Source organism: Paracoccus sp. (in: a-proteobacteria) (assembly GCF_039808215.1).
Lineage (GTDB): Bacteria > Pseudomonadota > Alphaproteobacteria > Rhodobacterales > Rhodobacteraceae > Paracoccus.
In genome coordinates, this window is the sequence record NZ_JBDHSP010000007.1 from 1 (window position 1) to 23,935 (window position 23,935).

Sequence of the window (23,935 nt, forward strand, 5' to 3'; positions counted from 1 at the left end):
CGTCGCCGCTGACGATGCCAGCCAAAGCCGCGCCGCATGATCAAGCCGCGTCACCCAAATTCAGCCATAGCTCGATCGCGCACCTCACGCTCCAACTCCTGGATCCGAGCTTTCTCGGCCGTCGTCGGACCCGGCCGTTCGCCGTCATCACGCTGGGCTTGGCGAACCCAAACGCGAAGGCTGTCCGGCGAACAGCCCAATTGACCTGCAATTGCCGTCAGCGCCGAAGCTTCGCTCTGATACTCATCGCGGCGTTCCATCGCAAGCCGCACCGCACGGTCGCGGAACTCAGGTGAATACGGCTTCGAGGTCTTCTTCTTTGATCTCTGTTCCATAACGGGCAATCCTCAGAGAGTTTTGCCCTCCGGTAAACCCGCGGCGGGTCATAACAGCCACGCGAACCTGCCTGTGGCTCAAGGCGGAGCGCCTGCACCGGCGCCCCACACCCGTCGCCTGCCTGGCGTGTCGAGCCCGCTTGCACCAAAGCGTCAGCTGGCGGTGGCGGCTTCCTTTTTCGTCTCGGCATGGATCAGCAGCGGTTTCGCGGCCGGATTGTCGACGGATTCCTCGTTCACCACCACCTCGGAGACGCTGTCGAGCCCCGGCAGTTCGAACATCGTGTCGAGCAGGATGTCCTCCATGATCGAGCGCAGCCCGCGCGCACCGGTCTTGCGCTTGATGGCGCGGCGGGCGATCGCGATGAGCGCGTCCTCGGTGAAGGTCAGCTTGACGTTCTCGAGGTCGAACAGACGCTGGTACTGCTTGACCAGCGCGTTCTTGGGTTGGGTGAGAATCGCCATCAGCGCCGGCTCGTCCAGGTCGCCCAGCGTGGCGATCACCGGAAGGCGGCCGACGAATTCCGGGATCAGGCCGAACTTCAGCAGATCCTCGGGCTCGAGTTGCTTGAAGAGCTCACCCACGCCCTTGTCGTCGCTTTCCTTGACCTCGGCGCCAAAGCCCATCGCCGTGCCCTTGTTGCGCTGCGAGATGATCCGGTCCAACCCCGCAAAAGCGCCACCGCAGATGAACAGGATATTGGTCGTGTCCACCTGCAGGAACTCCTGCTGCGGATGCTTGCGCCCGCCCTGGGGCGGCACGCTGGCGACCGTGCCCTCCATGATCTTCAGGAGCGCCTGCTGCACCCCTTCGCCCGAGACGTCGCGGGTGATCGAGGGATTGTCGGATTTGCGGGTGATCTTGTCGACCTCGTCGATATAGACAATGCCGCGCTGCGCGCGTTCGACATTGTATTCGCTGGCCTGCAGCAGCTTGAGGATGATGTTCTCGACATCCTCGCCGACATAGCCCGCCTCGGTCAGCGTGGTCGCGTCGGCCATGGTGAAGGGCACGTCGAGAATACGCGCCAAGGTCTGCGCCAGCAATGTCTTGCCGCAGCCGGTCGGGCCGATCAGCAGGATGTTCGACTTGGCCAGTTCGATGTCGGTCTTGGAGCTGTGGTTCAGGCGCTTGTAGTGGTTGTGCACCGCGACCGAGAGCACGCGCTTGGCGTGTTCCTGGCCGATCACATAATCGTCGAGGACATTGCAGATCTCGCGCGGGCTAGGCACGCCGTCGCCGGATTTCAGCGCTGAGGTCTTGGTTTCCTCGCGGATGATGTCCATGCAAAGCTCGACGCATTCATCGCAGATGAACACGGTCGGCCCGGCGATCAGTTTGCGGACCTCATGCTGGCTCTTGCCGCAAAAGCTGCAATAGAGCGTGTTCTTGCTGTCGCCGCCGGTCGGATTGGCCATTACTTCGGTCCTCGCATTGCCCCGGAGGCCCGGCCTGACTGCCGGGCGCCCGCGTTCCTTGGCCGCGGGGACGGAGCCCCGCGCATTCCTGCCATGTTACGGGCGCCAACTGCCCGTCACAATCCCCAAAAACCGGGACCGCGGCCGGCCTTACTTTTCAGGCTCGGCCTTGCCGCGCGCTACCAGGATCTCGTCGATCAACCCCCAGTCCCGGGCCTCTTCGGGCGACATGAAGCGGTCACGTTCCAGCGCCTGCTCGACCTCTTCCAGCGTGCGGCCGGTATGGGCCACATAGATCTCGTTCAGGCGGCGCTTGAGCTTTTCCGTCTCGCGCGCGTGGATCAGGATGTCGGTCGCCTGGCCCTGGAAGCCGCCCGAGGGCTGATGCACCATGATGCGGCTGTTGGGCAGCGAGAAGCGATGCCCCGCCTGGCCGGCACACAGCAGCAGCGAGCCCATCGAGGCCGCCTGCCCCACCACCAGCGTCGAGACGCGCGGCTTGATGTATTGCATGGTGTCATAGATCGACAGGCCCGCGGTCACCACACCGCCGGGACTGTTGATATACATGCTGATGTCCTTGGTCGGGTGTTCCGCCTCAAGAAACAGCAACTGCGCCGAGATCAGCGTCGCCATGCCGTCATGCACCGGCCCGGACAGGAAGATGATGCGTTCCTTGAGCAGACGCGAGAAGATGTCATAGGCGCGCTCGCCGCGGCTGGTCTGTTCGACGACCATGGGGACGAGCGTGTTCATGTAGAATTCTGCCGGATCGTGCATGTCTGTCCTTTTGTCCCTGCCTTGCCTGCCCGTTTCGTGATTCGTCCAGGACGCATGGTTCTCCTGAACCGCTCATAGACGCGAAAGCTTGCCAGAGTCTTAGTAACCCCGGCCCGCAAGGACAAGAGAGCGATAAAATTTGCCCCTTTCCGGCGGCGCCGGTAATCTGGCGGCCACGGACGGAGAAACGCATGAAACTGATCGTCGGGCTGGGCAATCCGGGCACGAAATACGCCGCCAACCGCCACAATGTCGGCTTCATGGCGGTCGATCGCATCGCCGCGGACCACGGCTTTTCGCCCTGGCGGGCGCGGTTTCAGGGCGAGATCGCCGAGGGCCGGTTGGGGCATCTGCGGGTGACGCTGCTCAAGCCCGCAACCTTCATGAACCTGTCGGGGCAGTCGGTGGGCGAGGCGATGCGCTATCTGAAACTTGCCCCCGAGGACGTGATCGTGCTGCATGACGAGCTGGACCTCGCGCCCGGCAAGCTGCGGCTCAAGCTGGGGGGCGGGCATGCGGGCCACAACGGGCTGCGCTCGATCCATCAGCACATCGACGAGGGCTATCGGCGGCTGCGCATCGGCATCGGTCATCCCGGCCACAAGGACCGGGTGGCGGGCTATGTGCTGTCGGATTTCGCCAAGGCCGAGGCCGAGGGGCTGGACGATGTGCTGCGCGGCATCTCGGACGGCGCAGAGGCCCTGGCGGCGGGCGATGACGCGCGGTTTCTCAATGCGGTGTCTGCCCGCACCGCGCCCGCTCGCAACAGCGGCACCCGGCCCGCCGGGGACAAGCCCGCGCCGCCCGCGCCCCCCGCCCCCGAGCCGGTCAGTTTCGCCGAGCGCCTGCGGGCACTGGGCGAGCGGTTCCGCTAGATCCGGCACAAGGAGGACCCGCATGGATGACGCGACCAATGTCCTGGGCGGGCGGCTGCAGCCCTGCTCGATGGCGCCGCTGACCGGGTTCTTTCGCGACGGCTGCTGCAACACCGGCCCCGAGGACCGCGGCCGCCACACCGTCTGCGTGATCGTCACCGCCGAATTCCTTGCCATCTCGAAATACCTCGGCAACGACCTCAGCACACCGCGGCCGGAATACCGCTTTGCCGGGCTGAAGCCGGGGGACCGCTGGTGCCTTTGCGCCGCGCGCTTCCTGCAGGCGGCGCAAGAGGACGCGGCGCCGCGGGTGGTGCTGGCGGCGACACATGCGCGGACGCTGGATCTGGTGCCAATGGACCTGCTGCGCGCCCATGCCGTCGAGGGCGGCTAGGCATCCGCCTGCGCCAGATAGTGGCGCACGGCATCGACCACATGGCGAAAGCGGTCGCCGCCCAGGTGCCGGCCGCCATACCAGCGCGTCACGATCACCAGATGATTGTCCAGCCCGGCGCGTTCCAGCATCTGCAGGATGATCTGGGCCGCGCCGCTTTCGCCGTCGTCGTCCTTGACGCCCTCGCCCCCAAGGATCGCGGCCCAGCTGTGGTGCGTGGCGCGGGCAAAGCGCTTGCTGCGCCGCAGCTCGGCCAGCAGCGCCACGACCTCGGCACGGCTGCGCGCCGGCCCGCCCGAGACCGCATAGCGCGAGCCGCGGTCCGAGATGATCCTGTCGAACACCCGCAGCGTCATTTCCGGCGCCGGACGTAAAGCTCCAGCCGGTGGCGGACGATCTCATAGCCCAGTTCGGCGGCGATCTCGGCCTGCAGGCGTTCGATGCGGTCGTTGACGAATTCCATCACCTCGCCGGTCTCGACATCGATCATGTGGTCGTGATGCGTGCCGTCGGCCGGCTCGAACCGCGCCGGCTCGCCTTCGAGCGCCAGTTTCAGGATCATGCCCTGCGCCTCGAGCGCGGTCAGCGTGCGATAGACGGTGGCCAGCGACACCCCGGCCCCGGCGGCATTGGCGCGGGCATGCAGCTGCATGGCGTCCGGATGATCCTCGGCCGCGGCCAGCACCCGCAGCAGCGCTGCCCGCTGGCGGGTGATTCGCACGCCCATGCGGCGCAGCGCCTCCTCGAAACCTCTGGCGCGGATCTCGGTCTCCATGCGCCTTTCTTGCCCAGATGCAAGCGAATTGCAACTGGCTTGACAGTTGCGAACCGTTCGCAGATAACGACGGAAACGGGGTGAATGATGCAGCGCAGGACCTTTCTGACAACGGCACTGGCGGGGCTTGCCGCGCCCGCGATCCTGCGCGCCGCGGCGCCGCTGAAAGTGGCCACCACCTTCACCGTCATCGCCGACATGGCGCGCAATGTCGCGGGCACGCGCGCCGAGGTGGTGTCGATCACCAAGCCCGGCGCCGACATCCACAATTACGAGCCGACGCCCAGCGACCTGGTGAACGCCCGCGACGCGACGCTGATCCTGCGCAACGGGTTGAACCTGGAACGCTGGTTCGAGCAGTTCCTGCGCAATCTGGGCGACATCCCCTCCTCGGTGGTCAGCGCCGGGATCCAGCCCATGCCGATCTCGGGCGGCAGCTATGACGGCAAGCCCAACCCACACGCCTGGATGGGGCTGGATACCGCGCTGGTCTATGTGGACCATATCGCCGCGGCGCTTTCGGCCGCCGACCCCGCGGGGCGCGCGGCCTACGCGGCCAATGCGGCGCGGTTCAAGGACCGCATCGCCGCCACCATCGGCCCGATCCGCGATGCCGCCCGCGACCTGCCCGAGGATCGGCGCTGGCTGGTGACCTCGGAGGGCGCCTTTTCCTATCTGGCGCGGGATTTCCACCTGCGCGAACTGTTCCTGTGGCCGATCAATGCCGATGCGCAGGGCACGCCGCAGCAGGTGCGCCGGGTGGTGGATACCATCCGCGAGCACCGCATCCCGGTGATGTTTTCCGAAAGCACCGTGTCGGACCGCCCCGCCCGCCAGATCGCGGCCGAGACCGGGGCGCGTTATGGCGGTGTGCTTTACGTCGACAGCCTGTCGGCCGCCGACGGGCCGGTGCCGACCTATCTGGACCTGCTGCGCGTCACGGCGCAGACCATCGTGACGGGGCTGGCGCATGGCTGAGGGGATCGAGGTCCGCGGCCTGACCGTCACCTATCGCAACGGCTTCACCGCCCTGCGCGACGCGGCGTTTTCCGTGCCACGGGGCTCGATCACCGCGCTGGTGGGGGTGAACGGCGCCGGCAAGTCCACGCTGTTCAAGGCGCTGATGGGCTTTGTCCCCGCCGCCGCCGGCGAGGTACGGGTGCTGGGACAGACGGTGGCGCAGGCGCTGCGCCGCAATCTGATCGCCTATGTCCCCCAAGCCGAGGAGGTGGACTGGTCATTCCCTGTGCTGGTCGAGGATGTGGTGATCATGGGCCGCTATGGCCATATGGGCTTTTTGCGCCGCGCCCGCCCCGAGGACCGCCGCGCCGTCGATGAGGCGCTGGCGCGCGTCGACATGGCCGGGTTCCGCCAGCGCCAGATCGGCGAACTCTCCGGCGGGCAGAAGAAACGCGTGTTCCTGGCGCGCGCCCTGGCGCAGGGCGCCTCGGTGATCCTGCTCGACGAGCCCTTCACCGGCGTCGATGTCAAGACCGAGGCGGCGATCATCCGCCTGCTGGGCCAGATGCGCGACGAGGGCCGGGTGATGCTGGTCTCGACCCATGACCTCGGCTCGGTGCCGGAATATTGCGACCGCGTGGTGCTGGTCAAGGGCACGGTGCTGGCCTCGGGGCCGACGGCCGAAACCTTCACGCCGGAGAACCTGCGCCTGACCTTCGGCGGCGTGCTGCGCCATTTCGTGCTGGGCGCGCGGCATCTGCATGATGACGACGACCCGCGCGGGCTGACGGTGCTGTCGGATGACGAACGGCCGCTGGTCTTTTACGACGGCCAGCAGAAAAGCCCCGAGGCGAGCAGCAAATGATCGAGACCCTGATCATTCCCTTTCGCTATGGCTACATGACCGATGCGATCTGGGTCTCGGCGCTGGTCGGCGGCGTCTGCGCCTTTCTCTCGGCCTATCTGATGCTCAAGGGCTGGTCGCTGATCGGCGACGCGCTGAGCCATTCGATCGTGCCCGGCGTCGCCGGCGCCTATATGCTGGGCCTGCCCTTTGCGCTGGGGGCCTTCCTGTCCGGCGGGCTGGCGGCACTGACCATGCTGTTTCTGAACCAGCGCAGCGCATTGCGCGAGGATGCGATCATCGGCCTGATATTCACCGGCTTCTTCGGCCTCGGGCTGTTCATGGTCTCGCTCGATCCGATGGCCGTTTCGGTGCAGACGATCACCATGGGCAACATCCTGGCGATCACGCCCGAGGACACGCTGCAGCTGGCGCTGATCGGCGGCGTCTCGCTGCTCGTGCTGGGAATGAAATGGCGCGACCTGATGGTGGTGTTCTTCGACGAAAACCACGCCCGCACCATCGGCCTGCGGCCGCAGGCGCTGAAGGTGCTGTTCTTTACCCTGCTGTCGGCCTGCACGGTGGCGGCAATGCAGACGGTCGGCGCATTCCTGGTGGTGGCGCTGGTGGTGACGCCGGGGGCCACCGCCTATCTGCTGACCGACCGCTTTCCGCGGCTGATCCTGCTGTCGGTCGCCATCGGCGCGCTGACCTCGGGATTCGGGGCCTATGTCTCGTTCTTTCTGGATGGCGCGACCGGGGGCGTCATCGTCTGCCTGCAGACGCTGCTGTTTCTGGCCGCATTCCTGCTGGCGCCCAGGCACGGGTTGCTGGCCGCCCGCCGCCGGGCGCGGGCCGCGCTGCGCGAGGCGCCGTGATGGAGTGGCTGACGCTGCCGCTGTCCTTTCCGTTCATGCGCGATGCGGTGCTGATCGGCGCGATGATCGCGCTGCCGGCGGGGATGCTGTCGTGCTTTCTGGTGCTGCGCGGCTGGTCGCTGATGGGCGATGCCGTCAGCCATGCGGTGCTGCCGGGCGTGGTCTTGGCCTATGTCGCCGGCCTGCCGCTGCTGCTGGGCGCCTTTGCCGCCGGGCTTGGCTGCGCCGCCCTGACCGGCTGGCTGCAGGACAACAGCCGAGTCAAGCAGGACACGGTGCTGGGCGTGGTGATGTCGGGCATGTTCGGGCTGGGGGTGGTGCTTTACACCTCGATCCGCAGCGATCTGCATCTGGACCACATCCTGTTTGGCAACATGCTGGGCATCGGCCCCGAGGACCTGCGCACCAGTGCCGCCATCTCGGCCGTGGTCGGGCTGGCACTGCTGCTGAAATGGCGCGATCTCGCGCTGCTGGCGTTCGATCCGGTGCAGGCGCGGGTCGCGGGGCTGCAGGTGGGACTGCTGAACCAGGCGCTGCTGGCCATGGTCGCGGCCACGGTGGTCGCCATGCTCAGCGCGGTCGGCATCATCCTGGCGGTGGCGCTGCTGATCGCGCCGGGGGCGGTGGCATTCCTCGTGACGCGGCGGCTGTCGGCGATGCTGGCGGTGGCGGTTCTGGTGGCGGGGCTTGGCTCGATCAGCGGCGTCTGGGCCAGCTTCTGGCTGGACAGCGCCCCGGCGCCGACCATCGTGCTGGTGCTGACGGCGCTGTTCGTGCTGGCCTTTGTCCACCGCAACCTGGCCACGCGCCGGGCGCGTTCCCCGCAGGCCTAGGCTAGCGCTGGCGCTTGCGCTTTTGCGCCCGCTTCACCTCGGCCAGCCGCGCCTGGGTGGCGCGTTTGCGCATCGGGCCCTTGCCGCGGCCGCGGCCCGTGCCCTGCGGCAGGGCGCGCCCCTCAAGTTCCAGCAGTTCCAGCATCAGCCCGCCGGTCAACGGCACCGCCTCGGACAGGCGCACGGTGACGCGCTGGCCGATACCGATTTCCAGCCCGGATTCCGAGCCAAGCAGCACCTGCGCCTCGGGGTCATAGTGGAAATACTCGCGCCCGATCTCGCGGATGGGCAAAAGCCCGTCGGCCCCGGTCTCGTCCAGGCGCACGAAGGCGCCGAACCTCTGCACGCCGCTGATGCGGCCGGTGAACTCGCTGCCCACCCGCTCGGCCAGATAGGCGGCAAGGTAGCGGTCGGTGGTGTCGCGCTCGGCCGCCATCGAGCGGCGCTCGGCCTGGCTGATCTGTTCGGCGGTTTCGGACAGATGCTCGATGTCCCAGTCCGACAGCCCGTCCTTGCCCCATTTGTGGCCGATGATCAGGGCGCGATGCACGATCAGGTCGGAATAGCGCCGGATCGGCGAGGTGAAATGCGCGTAAGAGCGCAGCGCCAGCCCGAAATGGCCGAAATTTTCCGGGTTGTAATAGGCCTGCTGCATCGAGCGCAGCGCCGTCATGTTGATCAGCTCGTCAAAGTCCGAGCCTTCGGCCTGTTCCAGCAGCCGGTTCAGATGCCGCGTCTGCAGCACCTGCCCCTTGGCCAGCGTGAAGCCCGAGGCCTCGGCCACCTCGCGCAGCGCGTCCAGCTTTTCCGCCGTCGGCTCTTCGTGCACGCGATACAGCAGCGGCCGGCGCAGGCGTTCCAGCTCTTCGGCGGCGGCGACATTGGCCAGCACCATGAACTCCTCGATCAGCTTGTGAGCGTCAAAGCGTTCGCGGAAGTTCACCGATTTCACCCGGCCATCGGCGCCCAGCACGATCCGACGCTCGGGCAGGTCCAGTTCCAGCGGCTGGCGCCGGGCCCGCGCCTGCGCCAGCAGGCCATAGGCATGCCAGAGGGGCCCGATCACATCCGCGACCAGCGGCGCGGTCTGCGCATCCGGGCGGCCATCGGCCGCGGCCTGCGCCTGTTCATAGCTGAGGCTGGCGGCCGAACGCATGACGGCGCGGTGAAAACTGTGGCCGACCTTGTTGCCCTGAGCGTCCAGCCGCATCCGCACCGCGATCACCGCCCGGTCCACGCCCTCGTGCAGCGAACACAGGTCCCCCGACAGCATGTCGGGCAGCATCGGCACCACGCGGTCGGGGAAATAGGTGGAATTGCCGCGCTCGCGCGCCTCGCGGTCCAGCGCCGATCCGGGGCGGACGTAATGCGCGACATCGGCGATGGCGACCCAGATCTCGGCGCCGCCATCCTCGCGCATGGTGGCGGCCACGGCATCGTCACGGTCGCGTGCATCCTCGGGGTCGATGGTGACCAGGGGCAGATGGCGCAGATCCTCGCGTCCCTGCGGGCCGGCGGGCTGCGCGGCATCGGCCTCGGCCATGGCGGCATCGGAAAACTCGTCGGGAATGCCGTGCTGGTGGATGGCGATCAGGCTGACCGCGCGCGGCGCCGACGGATCGCCCAGCCGTTCCAGCACCCGCGCCAGCGGCAGGCCGATGCGGCCGCGGGGGCCGACCTGTTCGGCCTCGACCAGTTCGCCGCTTTTCGCGCCATGCACGTCCTCGGCGCGGACCTGCCATTCCTTGTCCTGGCCCTTGTCGATGGGCAGGATGCGCCCGCCCGCCGCCGGGCCGCCGGGACTGGCGCGAAAGATGCCCACCACGCGGTGCTGCACCACGCCAATGCGGCGGATCAGTCGCGCGAGATAGTCGTGATCCTCGTCCCGCGCCTCGATCAGCCGCGCCAGGATGCGTTCGCCCGGGGCCAGGGCGGGGTCGGATTTCAGCGCCGAATACAGGATGCGCGGCATCGGCCCCTCGCCCTGCCATTCCAGCGGTTTCGCAAAGATGTCGCCATTGCCGTCCGGTGCCAGCAATTGCAGCACGGTGACCGGGGGCAGGCGTTCGGCATCGTGGTAATGGCGGCGGCGGCGCTCGAGCAGGCCCTCGGCCTCAAGCTCTTTCAGCAGGCGCTTCAGCTCGATGCGGGCAGCGCCCTTGATACCGAAGGCCTTGGCGATGTCGCGCTTGGCGCTGGCATCGGGATGGGCGGACACCCAGTCGAGAATCTGTTGTCGGGAAGGAAGCTGTGACATGGCGCCACGCTAGCATGGCCCCCCGGCAGGCGGCAGGGGCAAAATCAGGCGGCGGGCAGGCGCACGAAAGCCACCGCCGCGCACAGGATCGGGTCGGCCTCGGCGCCGGCGCGGATGTGGTCCACGAACTCCTGGCGCATGCGCGGGGTCCAGGTCTCGTTGATGTGCTGGGCCACGGCCTCGGGCGCGGGGCGGTCGCCCTGGCTGCGAAAGAAATCCGCCATCTGCGTCGCCATGCGGATCAGCTTGTCCTGGGTCATCTGGGGCCTCGGGTTTCGGCGATGCGCCGGGGATGGGTGTAAAGATCGAAGGCGGTGCCGCGCGCGCGGGCGATCAGGGTGATGCCGGCGGCCTCGGCCCAGGCCAGGGCCAGGGCGGTGGGGGCGCTGGCACCGATCAGGATCGGCGCGCCGATGCGCGCGGCCTTCTGCACCAGATCGACCGACAGACGCGAGGACATGACGATGGCCCCCTGCCCGCTGTCGCCACCCTGCTGCGCCAGCGCCCCCGCCAGCTTGTCAAGCGCGTTGTGGCGGCCTATGTCCTCGCGCACCAGCGCCGCCTGGCCGTCCCAGAACCCGGCGCCGTGGATCGCGGGCGTGGTCTGGCGCAGCACCTGCCCCGCGGCCAGCGCCTGCATGGCCTGTGCCACCCGTTCGGGCGGCATCGACCAGTCCGAGCCGACCGCCACCACCGGCGGCAGCGCCGCGGCGATGCTGTCCAGCCCGCAAAGCCCGCAGCCGACCGGGCCGATCATGCTGCGCCGCCGCTCGGCCAGGCGCACGGCCAGGCCGGGGCGCAGCCACAGCCGCGCCTCGCGCGCGGGAAAGCCGCCGACACTCGCCTCGGTCTCGTCAAAGCCGGTGACATCGGCGGTCGAGGCGATCAGCCCCTCGGTCAGGGCAAATCCCAGGGCAAAGTCGCGCAGGTCACGCGGCGTCGCCATCAGCACCGCCTGCGACACGCCGTCGATGACGATGGCCACCGGACATTCCTCGGGGCTGGCGCCGGCCGCGGCCGGCTGCCAGCCGCCATCCCAGCGCAGGGGCGCCATGGTCAGGTCCCGCATGCCGCTACTCGGCGGCCGTGGACAGGATGCGGCGGGCGCGTTCAGAATGGCTGCGATACTCCTCCTGCCAGTCGGTCGGGCCGTTCGAGGGGCTGACCTGCACCGCCGTCACCTTGTATTCCGGGCAGTTCGTGGCCCAGTCGGAACTGTCGGTAGTCACCACATTGGCCTGGGTCGTCGGGTGATGGAAGGTGGTATAGACCACCCCCGGCGCCACCCGCTCGGTGATCTGCGCCCTGAGCGTGGTTTCCCCCGCGCGTGAGGCCAGCCGCACCAGATCGCCGTCGCGGATGCCGCGGTTCTCGGCGTCCGAGGGGTGGATCTCCAGCAGGTCCTCGGGATGCCAGACGGTGTTTTCCGTGCGCCGGGTCTGGGCGCCGACATTGTATTGCGACAGGATCCGCCCGGTGGTCAGCAGCAAGGGGAACCGCGGGCCGGTGCGTTCGTCGGTGGCGACATATTCGGTATGGATGAACCGGCCCTTGCCACGCACAAAACCCTCGACATGCATGATCGGCGTGCCGAGCGGCGCCTGGTCGTTGCAGGGCCATTGCACCGAACCCTCGCGGTCCAGCAGATCGAAGCTGACGCCGGCAAAGCTTGGCGTGGTCGCGGCGATCTCGTCCATGATCTGGCCGGGGTGGGTATAGCTCCAATCCGCGCCCATGCGGTTGGCCAGAAGCTGGGTGATCTGCCAGTCCTCATAGCCGTTCTTGGGCGCGATCGCCCGGCGCACCATGTTGATGCGCCGCTCGGCATTGGTAAAGGTGCCGTCCTTTTCCAGGAAACTCGAGCCCGGCAGGAAGACATGGGCGTAGTTCGAGGTCTCGTTCAGGAACAGGTCCTGCACGATCACCATATCCATGGCCGACAGCGCCCTGGTGACATGGCGCGTGTCGGGGTCGGACTGCACGACATCCTCGCCCTGGCAGTAAAGCCCGCGAAAGCGGCCGGCGATCGCCTCGTCGAACATGTTGGGGATGCGCAGCCCCGGCTCGGGCGACAGTTCCACCCCCCAGGCGCGTTCATAGATGGCGCGGGTCTCGGGGTCGGCGACATGGCGATAGCCCGGGTATTCGTTCGGGAACGACCCCATGTCGCAGGAACCCTGCACATTGTTCTGCCCGCGCAGCGGGTTCACCCCGGTGCCGGGCTTGCCCACGTTGCCGGTCAGCATCGCCAGATTCGCGATCGCCATGACCGCGGTCGAGCCCTGCGCATGTTCGGTGACGCCAAGCCCGTAATAGATGCTGGCCCGCGGCGCGCGCGCATAGGCGCGGGCCGCCTCGCGCAGGCGTGCGGCCGGCACGCCGCTGGCCGCCCCGACCGCCTCGGGGGCATGGCGGGGATCGGCCAGGAACTCGGCATAGGCCAGATATTCGTCCCAGTCGCAGCGGGCGCGGATGAAGGCCTCGTCCGCCAGCCCCTCGGCCACGATCACATGCGCCATGGCGGTCAGCACCGCGACATTGGTGCCGGGGCGCAAGGGCAGGTGCAGGCCCATGCCCATATGCGGGGATTTCAGGATATTGGTCTCGCGCGGGTCGATGACGATGACGCCGGCCCCCTCGCGCAGGCGCTTGCGCAGACGGCTGGCAAAGACCGGGTGGCTGTCGGTCGGATTGGCGCCGATGATCAGCGCAAGGTCGGTATCCTCGACCGAATCGAAGTCATGCGTGCCGGCCGAGGTGCCGAAGGTGGTCTTGAGCCCATAGCCGGTGGGCGAATGGCAGACGCGGGCGCAGGTGTCGGTGTTGTTGTTGCCAAACACCGCCCGCGCCAGCTTCTGCACCAGATAGGTTTCCTCATTGGTGCAGCGCGACGAGGTGATGACGCCGATCGCATCGCGGCCGTGATCGGCCTGCGCCCGCTTCAGCCCGGCGACGGCATAATCCAGCGCCTCGTCCCAGGTGACCCGGCGCCAGGGATCGGTGATCCGCTCGCGGATCATCGGTTCAAGCTGGCGGTCCTGATGCGTGGCATAGCCCCAGGCAAAGCGGCCCTTGACGCAGCTGTGGCCGTGATTTGCCTTGCCCTCCTTGCTGGGGATCATGCGGATGACCTCTTCGCCGCGCATCTGCACGTCGAATGAACAGCCGACGCCGCAATAGGCGCAGGTGGTCTTGACGACATGTTCGGGCATACCGATTTCCAGCACCCGGTTCTCGATCAGGGCGCCAGTCGGGCAGACCTGTACGCAGGCGCCGCAGCTGACGCAGTCCGAGGACAGGTAGTCGTCCGAGGCCATGCCCGCCGACATGCGGCTGTCGAAACCCCGCCCCTCGATGGTCAGGGCGAAGGTGCCCTGCACCTCGTCGCAGGCGCGCACGCAGCGCGAGCAGATGATGCAGATCGACGGATCGAAGGTGAAATAGGGGTTGGATTCGTCCCGCGCCCGCCATTCCGGGTTGGCGCCCGCGCCGTCATGGCGCTGGAAATGGTTCTTGCCCGGGCCATAGCGCATCTCGCGCAGCCCGACCGCGCCCACCATCTGCTGCAACTCGCTGTCGCCGCCATCGGGCACCGAGAGGATGTCGCGCGGATGGTCCGAAAGGTAAAGCTCCATCACCCCGCGGCGCACGCGCGTCAGCTCGCCGGTCTGGGTGCGCACCACCATGCCCTCGGCCACCGGCGTGGTGCAGGAGGCGGGCATGCCGCGCATCCCCTCGATCTCGACCACGCACAGCCGGCAGGACCCGAAGGCGCTGACATGATCGGTGGCGCAAAGTTTCGGCACGCTGATTCCGGCCTCGGCCGCGGCGCGCATGACCGAGGTGCCGGCGGGGACGCTGACCGCAACCCCGTCCACCGTCAGGCTGACCGCGACATCCGAGCGCACGGCCGGCGTGCCCATGTCGCGGGCGTCGTGACGGGCTGGAATGATGAAGTCCTTCATTCTGCGGCCTCCTTCTGCGGCTCGGGCCGGCCGCCGAACTCGTCGGGGAAATGCGTCAGCGCCGACATCACCGGATAGGGCACGAAGCCCCCCAGCGCGCAGAGCGAGCCCAGCTTCATGGTGTTGCAAAGATCGACCAGCAGTTCCAGCGCCGCGCGGTCGCCGGCGGCGATGCGGTCGATGGTCTCGACCCCCCGGACCGAGCCGATGCGGCAGGGCGTGCACTTGCCGCAGGATTCGACGGCGCAGAACTCCATGGCGAAACGCGCCAGGCGCAGCATGTCGGCGCTGTCGTCGAAGACGGTGATGCCGGCATGGCCCAGCAGCGCGTCCTTCTGGGCCAGTTCCTCATAGCCGAAGGGAATGTCGAACTGCCAATGCGGCACATAGGCGCCCAGGGGGCCACCGACCTGCGCCGCCTTGACGGGGCGCCCGGATGCGGTGCCGCCGCCGATCTGGTTGATGATCTGGCCGAGCGTCATGCCGAAGGCGGCCTCGAACAGCCCGCCGTGCCTCACGTTCCCGGCCAGCTGGATCGGGATGGTGCCCTTGGAGCGGCCGATGCCCAGTTTCGCATATTCCGCCCCGCCATGCGCCAGAATCCAGGGCACCGAGGCCAGAGAGATCACGTTGTTGACCACAGTGGGCCGGCCCAGCATCCCCTCAAGCGCCGGGATCGGCGGCTTGGCGCGCACCACGCCGCGCTTGCCCTCGAGGCTGTTCAGAAGGCTGGTCTCCTCGCCGCAGATATAGGCGCCGGCGCCGACCCGCACTTCCATGTCGAAGGCATGGCCCGAGCCCAGCACGGTCTCGCCCAGGATGCCGGCCTGCCGCGCCGCCGCGATCGCCGCCGACATCTGCCGCACCGCATCCGGATATTCGCTGCGGATATAGACATAGCCGCGCGTCGCCCCGGTGGCGAGGCCGGCAATCGCCATGCCCTCTACCAGCGACAGCGGGTCGCCCTCCATCAGCATGCGGTCGGCGAAACTGCCGCTGTCGCCCTCATCGGCATTGCAGACGATGTATTTCTGCGCCGCCTGCGCATCCGCCACGGTCTTCCACTTGATGCCGGTCGGAAAGCCCGCGCCGCCGCGCCCGCGCAGGCCCGATTGCGTGACCTGGTCGATGGCCGCCTCCGGGCCGATGGCAATGGCCCGGCGCAGACCGTCCAGCCCGCCCTGCGCCTGATATTCGGCCACCGAGAGCGGGTCGATGATGCCGACGCGGGCAAAAGTCAGACGCACCTGCGCCTTCATCCAGGGCAGGTCCTCGACCGGACCCAGCGCCAGCGGGTGATCGCCGCCCGTCCGGATCGCCGCGGCGACCGAAGCCGCATCCGCGGCCGTCACCGGACCATAGCCGTGGCGCACACCGTCGCGTTCGACCTCGACCAGCGGTTCAAGCCAGACCATGCCGCGCGTGCCGTTGCGGGTGACGGTGAAATCCTGCGCCAGCGCCGCGGCGACATCGTCGGCACCCAGCGCGCGGGCGGCGGCGTCGCCGGGAACCCAGACCCTCATGCCCCCGCCTCCGCCAGAGCCCGCTGCAGCTTTGCCAGATCGGCGCGGCCGACCAGCCGCCCGCCCAGCTGCGCCGAGGGCGCGCAGGCGCAAAGCCCGAGGCAGAACACCGGCTCCAGCGTCAGCCGGCCATCCGGTGTGGTCTGGTGCCAGTCGATGCCCAGCGCCGCGCGCAGCTGATCGGCCAGCGCTTCGGCACCCATGGACTGGCAGGCCTCGGCCCGGCACAGGCGCAGCACATGCCGTCCCGCCGGGCGGTCGCGGAAATCGTGATAAAAGCTGACGACGCCATGCACCTCGGCCGAGGTCATGCCCAGGGCGGCGGCGATCACCGGCTGCGCGGCCTCGGGGACATGGCCCCATTCCGCCTGGATGTCATGCAGGATCGGCAACAGCGGCCCCTCGCGCCCCTGATGGCAGGCGATGATGTCGTCAAGGCGCGCAGAAAGATCAGCGTCACTCGCTGGTTTTGTCATGGCTGGGTGGTTCCGGGCTCTGAGATTTTGTCCAGACTAAAGACCGGCGATAGACATAACAATCGTAATATATCGTCTATTGATTGACAGCTTCAATCGTTTGCGCGGCCCGGATCAGCGCCTCGACCAAAGGCGGGTGCGGCTCGCGGCGTGCCGTGACCAGCCCGACCAGATGCCCCTCGCCCAGCAGGTCGCGTGCCCGCACGCCCTCGGGCAGGGGCAGGCCGCGCGCCAGCGCCCGGGGCAGGATCGCCGCCCAGTCGCCGGTGGCGACATGCGACAGGATCGCCAGCATCGAGGTCGACTCGACCCGCGGCAACGCCTCTGATCCCGCCTCGACCAGATGCCGGGTGACGATGCGGCGGTTCTGCATGTCGGGCGTCAGCAGGCACAGCGGCCGCGAGGCCGCCTCGGCCCAGGCGACCGGCCCGCCCGCCTCGCTGCGGTCGATCAGGCAATAGGTCTCGCGGTAAAGCGCCAGGCGCTGCACCCGGCCCAGCGCCTCGCTGTCCAGATAGGTGACGCCGGCATCCAGTTCCAGCGCCTCGATCTGGTCGCGGATCTCGTCGGAACTGCGCGACAGGATCGAGACCGCGGCATTCGGGTGGCGGCGCAGGAAAGGACCGGTCAGTTCGGCAATGCGCGGCATGGCGGTCGGGATCACCCCGATACGCAGCCGCCCCGAGACGCCCTTGCGGCTGGCCTCCATCTCGGCCTGCATGGCGCGGGCATCGGCCACGATGCGCCGCGCCCAGGACAGCACCCGCTCGCCTTCGGGGGTCAGCCCCTGAAACCGCGAGCCGCGGCGCACAAGCTGCACGCCCAGTTGCTCTTCAAGCGCACGGATGGCCGAGGACAGCGTGGGCTGGGTAATGCCCAGCGACAGGGCGGCGCGGCCGAAATGGCGCTCGCGCGCCAGGGCCATGAACATCGAAAGCCGGTCGATCATGCGCCACCTCCGGGCGAGGCCCGCCTTCTTCGTTCCGCAAATACTCCGCGGGGGTCCGGGGGCGCGAAGCCCCCGGCGCGGCAGGTCAGACGATCTCGACGGCGTATTTCTCGATCACGGTATTCGCCAGCAGCCCTTCGCACATGCGCGCGACCTCGACCTTCGCGGCGCCGGCATCCGTTGCGGTCAGGTCAAGCTCGATCACCTTGCCCTGGCGCACGCCCGAGACGCCCTGAAAACCCAGCCCGCCAAGGGCGTGGCGGATCGCCTCGCCCTGCGGGTCCAGAACGCCGTCCTTCAGCATGATGGTGACACGGGCTTTCATGGTCTGGCCTTTCAGTTGATCAGCGTGGGCTTGGTCAGGCTGGTGGTGTTGGCGGGCATCAGGCCCAGCCGGCGCGCCACCTCGGTATAGGCATCGGTCAGGCTGCCCAGATCGCGGCGGAACACGTCCTTGTCCAGCTTCTGCCCGGTCTTCACGTCCCAAAGGCGGCAGCTGTCGGGGCTGATCTCGTCGGCGACAACCAGACGCATGAAATCGCCGTCCCAGATACGGCCGATCTCGATCTTGAAGTCGATCAGCTTGATGCCGACGCCAAAGAACACGCCGGCAAGGAAATCGTTCACCCGCAGCGCGAGGCTGACGATATCGTCCAGGTCCTGCTGGCTGGCCCAGCCAAAGGCGATGACATATTCCTCGCTGACGAAGGGATCGCCCAACTCGTCGTTCTTGAAGCTGTACTCGACGATCGGGCGCGGCAGGGCGGTGCCCTCCTCAATGCCCAGACGCTTGGCGATGGAGCCCGCGGCAAAGTTCCTGACGATCACCTCCAGCGGGATGATCTCGACCTGGCGGATCAGCTGCTCGCGCATGTTGATGCGGCGGATGAAATGGGTCGGGACACCGATATTGTTCAGGCCGGTCATGAAGAATTCCGACAGGCGGTTGTTCAGAACCCCCTTGCCTTCGATCGTCGCCTTCTTTTGCGCATTGAAGGCGGTGGCATCGTCCTTGAAATACTGGATCAGCGTGCCCGGCTCGGTGCCTTCATAGAGGATCTTGGCCTTGCCCTCGTAGATTTTCTTGCGCCTTGGTGCCATGCTGCGCGTCTCCCGTCTGCAAGGTGGCCGTCTTTGATGCGGCTATAGGCCAGAAACGGGGTCAGGGGCAATACGAAGGCTTGCGATGCGGCCGGCGCATGGGCATCTTGTGAGTCATGCAAGGTGCCGGAGAGCGACATGACGACCCCTTTCGACGACCGTCTGCGCGCGCATGAGGCGAAGTTCGCCCATGACGCGGAACTGAACTTCAAGGCCGAGGCGCGGCGCAACCGTCTTCTGGGCGAATGGGCCGCCGCGCTGCTGGGCAAGTCTGGCGACGACGCGCGCTCTTATGCACTGACCGTGGTCAGTTCCGACTTCAATGAGCCGGGCGACGAAGATGTGTTTCGCAAGCTGCTGGCCGATCTGTCCGGCAAGGCCGACGAGGACACCATCCGCGCCCGCATGATCGAGCTGCGCGCCGTGGCGCGCGAGCAGATCATCAACGAGATCTGAACCCGGGCCGCATGCAGGCGGGCCGCGCTCAGCCAGCGGCGCGGCGCACCTGCGGATAGGCCCACCACATGGTCAACCCGCGCAGCGCATTCAGCGCCATCAGCGCCGCCCACAGCCCGTGATTGCCCATGACCTGCGGCAGCACCGCGACCAGCCCGGCATAGGCTGCGACGGACAGGACCATGCTGTTGCGCATGGCGCGGGTGCGCGTGGCGCCGATGAAGATCCCATCCAGCATCCAGGCGGCAATGCCGATCAGCGGCGCGGCCACCAGCCATGGCAGGTAATCGCGCGCCGCCAGCCGCACCTCGGCCGAGGTGGTCAGCAGGTCGATGATCGCCGGCCCCGCCAGCAGGAACACCGCCGACAGCGCCACCGCCCCGGCGACGCCCCAGCCCGAGGTCAGCGCCACGGCGCGGCGCAGCCGCTCGGGCCGGCGCGCGCCCACCGCCTGCCCGACCAGGGATTCGGCGGCAAAGGCAAAGCCGTCCAGCCCATAGGCGACGATTCCCAGAAACTGCAGCAGCACCTGGTTGGCGGCCAGCGTCACGTCGCCCTGCCCCGCACCCAGGAACATGAAGCCGGTGAACGAGCCCTGCAGCAGCACCGAGCGGATCATGATGTCGCCGTTGACGCGCGCCAGTTCCTCAAGTTGCTCGCGCGCCGCCAGCCCTCCGGCGCGCAGTGCCGCGCGCAGGGCGTGGCGCGCGAACCACAGGCCCAGCGCCAGACCCGACCATTCCGCCACCAGCGTCGCCGCCGCAACCCCGGGCACGCCCCAGCCAAGCCCCAGCACGAACCACAGGTCCAGCCCGATGTTCAGCCCGTTCATCAGCAGCTGCAGCACCAGCAGGGCGCGGGTGCGCTCGACCGCGATCAGCCAGCCGGTGACCGCATAAAGCGAGATCGTCGCGGGCGCGCCCCAGATGCGGATTGCCAGATATTGCCGGGCCAGCGCCTCGACCTCGGCCGATGCCGGGGCCAGCGCGAAGGCGGCGGCGAAAAGCGGCAGCTGCAACAGGATGAAGCTCAGCCCCGCCGCCAGGCCGATGATCAGCGCCCGCGTCAGATGCGCGCCGGATTCGCCCGCGTCGCCCGCCCCATGCGCCTGCGCCACCAGCCCCGAAGTGCCCATGCGCAGAAAGCCGAACACCCAATAGACCGAGGCGAGGATCACCGCCCCCAGCCCCACCGCCCCGATCGGCCCGGCCGCGCCCAGCTGGCCGATGACGCCGGTATCCACCGCGCCCAGGATCGGGATGGTGGCATTGGACAGCACCACCGGCAGCGCGATGGCCAGCACCCGGCGATGGGTCAGGGCATCCGCCGCGGGGGCCTCAGCCATCCTGCGGCATCAGGAAATGCCCGGTCGCCTGGGCGAACAGCTTTTGGCGCTGGTCCTGCCAGGCCTCGACATGCACGCTGGCATAGCGCCGCCCCGAGCGCACCACCCGCGCCCGCGCATAGGCGTCGCGCGGCAGGCCCGAACGCAGATAGTCCACGGTAAAGTCGATGGTCTTGGGCAGGCGCGGCAGGCTGTCGGGCACGGCGGCGTCCGGGGCGATGCGGCCGTGCTCCATGTCCTCCCAGATCACCGTCCAGGTCAGCTCGACCATGGCCGCGACCTCAAGAAAGGCTGCGGTCACGCCGCCGTGAATCGCCGGCAGCAGCGGGTTGCCGATCAGCTTGTCGTCAAAGGGCAGGATCGCGGTCAGCTCGTCCCCGCGCCGGTCAAAGCGGATGCCCAGCCAGCCGATATAGGGCACGCCCGCGACCAGCGCGTTCAGCGTGCTGTTGCGGCGCGACTTGATGGCGGCCAGGGGTTCGTTGCGGTCGGCCATGTCAGCGCTCGATGGTGAAGGCGCCGGTGGCCATGGCGACCGGGCGGCTGTCGTCGTCGTCCATCGCCCAGGCGCGCACGAAGGCGACCGAGCGCGTGACGTGATAGACTTCGGCCCGCGCGCGCAGCCGGTGGCCGCGCGCCGCCGGACGCATGTAGTCGATGCGCAGGTCGATGGTCGCGGTCGAGCGCGCCCCGGTCGGATGCACCATCACCGCCGCGCCGCTGCAGGTGTCCATCAGCGCCGAGACGACGCCGCCATGGATCACGCCGCTGCGCGGATCGCCCACCAGATCCTCGCGCCAGGGCAGCGAGATCTCGGCCAGATCCGGGGTCAGCCGGTCAAAGCTCATGCCCAGCGCGCGCGCATGCGGGATGGCCTCGATGAATTGCTGCGCGATGCGCTTGCGCTGCTCGCGCGGGTCCTGCTGCGTCTCTTCGACCATGATTGCGGTCCTGCCCCCCGAAGTGATGCGCGGATGCTATCAGGCCGCGCAACGCAGACAAGCCCGCCCCCGCAAAGGTTGAGTTTGCACCGCCAGCAGGCTAGTTTCGGCCTGACGCTCATTCCGAGCGCAGAGCCTGATCCGATGACTGCAGACGACCATATCAGTTTCAAGGACATGTGTGCACGCTTTGACGTCACGCCCCGCACCTTGCGCTATTACGAATACATCGAACTGCTCAGCCCCCGCAAAGAGGGACGCTCGCGCTTTTACGGCCCGCGCGAGATCGCGCGCATGAAGCTGATCCTGCGCGGCCGCCGCTTCGGCTTCTCGCTTGAGGACATCCGGCAATGGCTGCTGATCTACGGCGAAAAGGGCACGCGGGAACAGTATCGCGTCTGGATCGAGCTGTCCGACCGCCAGCTGGGCGTCCTGCGCCAGCAGCGCGACGAGATCGAGGCGGCGATGACCGATCTGCAGGCCCTGCGCAGCGAGACGCTGAAGCTGATCGACCAGATGGACGCCGGCAAATAGCGCCGCGCCAGCGCTGACGCCACGTCGCCCCTTACCTGCACGTCAACCGTCCCTATATTGCCTCCCAGCAGTTGCCAGCAGCCGGAGGGGGGCAAGGCCATGAGCGGCGATCTGATGGGCATACGCCAGATGTGTGACGCCTTCGAGGTCACGCCGCGCACGCTGCGCTTTTACGAGGCGCGCGAACTGCTGTTTCCGCAGCGCCAGGGCCAGAACCGGCTCTATGGCCGCACCGACCGCGCCCGGCTGACGCTGATCCTGCGCGGCAAGCGCTTTGGCTTCTCACTGGAACAGATCCGGCAGCTGCTGGAACTTTATGACCCGGCCGAGCGTAACATCACACAGACCGAGGCCGTGCTTGCCACCGCGCGCGAACGCCTTGCCGACATGGAGCGCCAGCACGCCGAACTGGGCGGCGCCATCGTGGAATTGCGCCAGCAGATTGCCGAGGGCGACGCGGCGCTGACGAAACTCAAGTCCGGCGCCTGACGCGCCAACCTGCCGGAGGAGCCATGACCGTCTATACCCCGCCCGTCCGTGACATCCAGTTCGTGCTGCATGACGTGCTCGATATCTCGAACCAGGACCTGCCCGGCCATGCCGATCTCGACCGCGAATTCACCGAGGCTGTGCTGGAGGGCGCCGGCAAGCTGGCCGCCGAGGTGCTGGCGCCGCTGAACGCCGTCGGCGACCGCGAGGGCTGCCGGCTGGAAAATGGCACCGTACGCACGCCCAGGGGCTTTGCCGAGGCCTTCGCGCAGGTGCGCGAGGGCGGCTGGACCGCGCTTGACTGCGACCCGACTTATGGCGGCCAGGGCATGCCCCATGTGATCGGCCTTGCCGTGGGCGAGCTGTTCTCGGCCGCGAACATGGCCTTCGCCATGTATCAGGGCCTGACGCATGGCGCCTATTCCGCCATCCACGCGCATGGATCCGAGGCGCAGAAGGCGGCCTATCTGCCAAGGATGGCCAGCTGCGAATGGACCGGCACCATGAACCTGACCGAGCCCCATGCCGGTACGGATCTGGGCCTGCTGCGCACCCGGGCCGAGCCGCAACCCGACGGCAGCTACCTGCTGACCGGGCAGAAGATCTTCATCTCGGCCGGCGATCACGACATGGCGCAAAACGTCATCCACCTGGTGCTGGCCAAGGCCCCCGGCGGTGGCGAGGGCACCCGGGGCATCAGCCTCTTCATCGTGCCCAAGGTGCTGGTGAATGCCGACGGCAGCCTCGGCGCGACCAACCAGGTCAGCGTCGGTCATGTCGAGGAAAAGATGGGCATCCACGGCAATGCCACCTGCGTGATGAATTTCGACGGCGCCAGAGGCTGGCTGCTGGGCGAGTTGCACAAGGGCATGCGCGCCATGTTCACCATGATGAACGAGGCCCGCCTGGGCGTCGGCCTGCAGGGCTATGCCGTCGCCACCGCCGCCTATCAGAACGCCGCCGCCTATGCCCGCGAACGCCTGCAGGGCCGCGCCGCCACCGGCGACGCCAACCCCGCCGGTCCGGCCGATCCGCTGATCGTGCATCCCGACATCCGCCGTAACCTGATGGACCAGAAAAGCTTTCTCGAGGGGGCGCGGGCGCTGGCGATCTGGGGCGCGCATCTGATCGACCGCGCGCGGCTCGGCAATGACGGCGACGCAGATGAACTGATCTCGCTGCTCACCCCGGTGATCAAGGGGTTCCTGACCGACAGGGGGTTCGACTCCACCGTGCAGGCGCAGCAGGTCTTCGGCGGCCACGGCTTCATCGAGGAACAGGGCATGTCCCAGTTCGTCCGCGACGCACGCATCACCATGATCTACGAGGGCGCGAACGGCGTGCAGGCGCTTGACCTGGTCGGGCGCAAGCTTGCCGCCGATGGCGGCCGGCCGATCATCGCCTTCTTCGATCTGGTCAAGCAGACGATCAAGGCCCATGAGGTCGACGAGGCGCTGAAATCGGACTTCCTCGAACCGCTGAAGGCCGCATCCAAGGATCTGCAGGCCGCCGCCATGTTCTTCATGGAGCAGGGGCTGAAGAACCCCGATGCCGCTTTGGCGGGATCATACGATTTCATGCATCTGTTCGGCCATGTCGCGCTGGGGCTGATGTGGGTGCGCATGGCCGCGGCCTCCAGTCGGGCGCTGGTCGCAGGCACGCCGGACCGCGAGTTCCATGAAATCAAACTGGCCACCGGCCGCTACTACATGGCGCGCCAGCTGCCCATGACTGCAACGCATCTGGACCGCATCCTCTCGGGTGCCGCGCCGGTCATGGCGCTGGACGCGGCGCAGTTTTGAGGAT

General features: G+C 67.8%; 27 protein-coding genes. 11 read left to right on the top strand and 16 right to left on the bottom strand.

Going from position 1 to position 23,935, the window contains the following annotated elements:
- Positions 1 to 296 (top strand): hypothetical protein (locus WMK75_RS04155; RefSeq protein ID WP_347266398.1); only part of this gene is annotated, 296 nt, incomplete at its 5' end.
- 192 nt (positions 297 to 488) lie between these two features.
- Here WMK75_RS04155 and clpX read toward each other — a convergent pair.
- Entirely contained in the window at positions 489 to 1,754 is a 1,266-nt protein-coding gene (clpX, locus tag WMK75_RS04160) for an ATP-dependent Clp protease ATP-binding subunit ClpX (RefSeq protein ID WP_347266399.1), read from the bottom strand.
- A gap of 150 nt (positions 1,755 to 1,904) precedes the next feature.
- A complete protein-coding gene (locus WMK75_RS04165; protein ID WP_347266400.1) occupies positions 1,905 to 2,534 on the bottom strand; it encodes an ATP-dependent Clp protease proteolytic subunit in 630 nt (209 codons plus the stop codon).
- 191 nt (positions 2,535 to 2,725) lie between these two features.
- Between WMK75_RS04165 and pth the strand changes: the two genes are divergently transcribed.
- Both pth and WMK75_RS04175 read left to right on the top strand, forming a co-directional pair.
- The gene (pth, locus tag WMK75_RS04170) at positions 2,726 to 3,409 is read left to right on the top strand and encodes an aminoacyl-tRNA hydrolase (protein WP_347266401.1); all 684 of its coding nucleotides are present in this window, start codon (positions 2,726 to 2,728) and stop codon (positions 3,407 to 3,409) included.
- 22 nt (positions 3,410 to 3,431) lie between these two features.
- Positions 3,432 to 3,803 carry a DUF2237 domain-containing protein gene (locus WMK75_RS04175; protein WP_347266402.1) on the top strand — a complete coding sequence of 124 codons (372 nt, stop codon included), beginning with the start codon at positions 3,432 to 3,434 and terminating at the stop codon, positions 3,801 to 3,803.
- Here WMK75_RS04175 and WMK75_RS04180 read toward each other — a convergent pair.
- Both WMK75_RS04180 and WMK75_RS04185 read right to left on the bottom strand, forming a co-directional pair.
- Positions 3,800 to 4,159: a YigZ family protein gene (locus WMK75_RS04180; RefSeq protein ID WP_347266403.1), complete on the bottom strand. Its 360-nt coding sequence runs from the start codon at positions 4,157 to 4,159 to the stop codon at positions 3,800 to 3,802. The genes WMK75_RS04175 and WMK75_RS04180 overlap by 4 nt on opposite strands.
- Positions 4,156 to 4,578 (bottom strand): Fur family transcriptional regulator, encoded by a 423-nt coding sequence (locus WMK75_RS04185; RefSeq protein ID WP_347266404.1) that lies wholly within the window; start codon positions 4,576 to 4,578, stop codon positions 4,156 to 4,158. The genes WMK75_RS04180 and WMK75_RS04185 overlap by 4 nt, the downstream gene beginning before the upstream one ends.
- An 87-nt stretch (positions 4,579 to 4,665) precedes the next feature.
- On the opposite strand from WMK75_RS04185, the gene WMK75_RS04190 reads away from it, so the two are divergent.
- Genes WMK75_RS04190 through WMK75_RS04205 form a run of 4 tightly spaced genes read left to right on the top strand, consistent with a single transcriptional unit; the run spans position 4,666 to position 8,093 of the window.
- Positions 4,666 to 5,556 carry a zinc ABC transporter substrate-binding protein gene (locus tag WMK75_RS04190; protein WP_347266497.1) on the top strand — a complete coding sequence of 297 codons (891 nt, stop codon included), beginning with the start codon at positions 4,666 to 4,668 and terminating at the stop codon, positions 5,554 to 5,556.
- Positions 5,549 to 6,403, top strand: a complete 855-nt coding sequence (locus tag WMK75_RS04195; RefSeq protein WP_347266405.1) for a manganese/iron ABC transporter ATP-binding protein — start codon at positions 5,549 to 5,551, stop codon at positions 6,401 to 6,403. Before WMK75_RS04190 ends, WMK75_RS04195 begins: the two co-directional genes overlap by 8 nt.
- On the top strand, positions 6,400 to 7,260 hold the full coding sequence (locus WMK75_RS04200; RefSeq protein WP_347266406.1) for a metal ABC transporter permease: 861 nt from the start codon (positions 6,400 to 6,402) through the stop codon (positions 7,258 to 7,260). Before WMK75_RS04195 ends, WMK75_RS04200 begins: the two co-directional genes overlap by 4 nt.
- Positions 7,260 to 8,093: a metal ABC transporter permease gene (locus WMK75_RS04205; RefSeq protein WP_347266407.1), complete on the top strand. Its 834-nt coding sequence runs from the start codon at positions 7,260 to 7,262 to the stop codon at positions 8,091 to 8,093. Before WMK75_RS04200 ends, WMK75_RS04205 begins: the two co-directional genes overlap by 1 nt.
- Position 8,094: 1 nt before the next feature.
- On the opposite strand, the gene rnr is transcribed toward WMK75_RS04205, so the two are convergent.
- From rnr to purC, 9 genes are all read right to left on the bottom strand, one after another.
- Positions 8,095 to 10,350, bottom strand: a complete 2,256-nt coding sequence (gene rnr, locus WMK75_RS04210) for a ribonuclease R (RefSeq protein WP_347266408.1) — start codon at positions 10,348 to 10,350, stop codon at positions 8,095 to 8,097.
- 44 nt (positions 10,351 to 10,394) lie between these two features.
- Positions 10,395 to 10,610 carry a formate dehydrogenase subunit delta gene (locus tag WMK75_RS04215; protein ID WP_347266409.1) on the bottom strand — a complete coding sequence of 72 codons (216 nt, stop codon included), beginning with the start codon at positions 10,608 to 10,610 and terminating at the stop codon, positions 10,395 to 10,397.
- Positions 10,607 to 11,419: a formate dehydrogenase accessory sulfurtransferase FdhD gene (gene fdhD, locus WMK75_RS04220; protein ID WP_347266410.1), complete on the bottom strand. Its 813-nt coding sequence runs from the start codon at positions 11,417 to 11,419 to the stop codon at positions 10,607 to 10,609. Before fdhD ends, WMK75_RS04215 begins: the two co-directional genes overlap by 4 nt.
- 4 nt (positions 11,420 to 11,423) lie before the next feature.
- Positions 11,424 to 14,315: a formate dehydrogenase subunit alpha gene (fdhF, locus tag WMK75_RS04225; RefSeq protein WP_347266411.1), complete on the bottom strand. Its 2,892-nt coding sequence runs from the start codon at positions 14,313 to 14,315 to the stop codon at positions 11,424 to 11,426.
- Positions 14,312 to 15,838, bottom strand: coding sequence for an NADH-ubiquinone oxidoreductase-F iron-sulfur binding region domain-containing protein (locus WMK75_RS04230; RefSeq protein WP_347266412.1), 1,527 nt, complete (start codon positions 15,836 to 15,838; stop codon positions 14,312 to 14,314). The genes fdhF and WMK75_RS04230 overlap by 4 nt, the downstream gene beginning before the upstream one ends.
- A complete protein-coding gene (locus WMK75_RS04235) occupies positions 15,835 to 16,314 on the bottom strand; it encodes a formate dehydrogenase subunit gamma (RefSeq protein WP_347266413.1) in 480 nt (159 codons plus the stop codon). The genes WMK75_RS04230 and WMK75_RS04235 overlap by 4 nt, the downstream gene beginning before the upstream one ends.
- A gap of 76 nt (positions 16,315 to 16,390) precedes the next feature.
- Positions 16,391 to 17,263 (bottom strand): LysR family transcriptional regulator, encoded by an 873-nt coding sequence (locus WMK75_RS04240; RefSeq protein ID WP_347266414.1) that lies wholly within the window; start codon positions 17,261 to 17,263, stop codon positions 16,391 to 16,393.
- Between the two features lie 85 nt (positions 17,264 to 17,348).
- Complete coding sequence (gene purS / locus WMK75_RS04245) at positions 17,349 to 17,588, bottom strand: phosphoribosylformylglycinamidine synthase subunit PurS (RefSeq protein WP_347266415.1); 240 nt, start codon at positions 17,586 to 17,588, stop codon at positions 17,349 to 17,351.
- A gap of 11 nt (positions 17,589 to 17,599) precedes the next feature.
- Positions 17,600 to 18,364, bottom strand: coding sequence for a phosphoribosylaminoimidazolesuccinocarboxamide synthase (purC, locus tag WMK75_RS04250; RefSeq protein ID WP_347266416.1), 765 nt, complete (start codon positions 18,362 to 18,364; stop codon positions 17,600 to 17,602).
- Between the two features lie 138 nt (positions 18,365 to 18,502).
- On the opposite strand from purC, the gene WMK75_RS04255 reads away from it, so the two are divergent.
- Positions 18,503 to 18,820 carry a DUF1476 domain-containing protein gene (locus tag WMK75_RS04255; protein ID WP_347266417.1) on the top strand — a complete coding sequence of 106 codons (318 nt, stop codon included), beginning with the start codon at positions 18,503 to 18,505 and terminating at the stop codon, positions 18,818 to 18,820.
- Between the two features lie 28 nt (positions 18,821 to 18,848).
- Here the strand turns inward: WMK75_RS04255 and WMK75_RS04260 are convergent, their stop codons facing one another.
- The 3 genes from WMK75_RS04260 to WMK75_RS04270 are packed head-to-tail and all read right to left on the bottom strand — an operon-like array spanning position 18,849 to position 21,106.
- Complete coding sequence (locus WMK75_RS04260) at positions 18,849 to 20,165, bottom strand: MATE family efflux transporter (RefSeq protein WP_347266418.1); 1,317 nt, start codon at positions 20,163 to 20,165, stop codon at positions 18,849 to 18,851.
- Complete coding sequence (locus tag WMK75_RS04265) at positions 20,158 to 20,661, bottom strand: PaaI family thioesterase (RefSeq protein WP_347266419.1); 504 nt, start codon at positions 20,659 to 20,661, stop codon at positions 20,158 to 20,160. Before WMK75_RS04265 ends, WMK75_RS04260 begins: the two co-directional genes overlap by 8 nt.
- A 1-nt stretch (position 20,662) precedes the next feature.
- The gene (locus WMK75_RS04270; protein ID WP_347266420.1) at positions 20,663 to 21,106 is read right to left on the bottom strand and encodes a PaaI family thioesterase; all 444 of its coding nucleotides are present in this window, start codon (positions 21,104 to 21,106) and stop codon (positions 20,663 to 20,665) included.
- 144 nt (positions 21,107 to 21,250) lie between these two features.
- Here WMK75_RS04270 and WMK75_RS04275 point away from each other — a divergent pair, with 144 nt between their 5' ends.
- The 3 genes from WMK75_RS04275 (at position 21,251) to WMK75_RS04285 (ending at position 23,931) form a co-directional block, all read left to right on the top strand.
- Positions 21,251 to 21,640, top strand: coding sequence for a MerR family DNA-binding transcriptional regulator (locus WMK75_RS04275; protein WP_347266421.1), 390 nt, complete (start codon positions 21,251 to 21,253; stop codon positions 21,638 to 21,640).
- Between the two features lie 99 nt (positions 21,641 to 21,739).
- A complete protein-coding gene (locus WMK75_RS04280; RefSeq protein WP_347266422.1) occupies positions 21,740 to 22,129 on the top strand; it encodes a MerR family DNA-binding transcriptional regulator in 390 nt (129 codons plus the stop codon).
- 23 nt (positions 22,130 to 22,152) lie between these two features.
- Complete coding sequence (locus WMK75_RS04285) at positions 22,153 to 23,931, top strand: acyl-CoA dehydrogenase C-terminal domain-containing protein (RefSeq protein WP_347266423.1); 1,779 nt, start codon at positions 22,153 to 22,155, stop codon at positions 23,929 to 23,931.
- Positions 23,932 to 23,935: the final 4 nt, after the last annotated feature.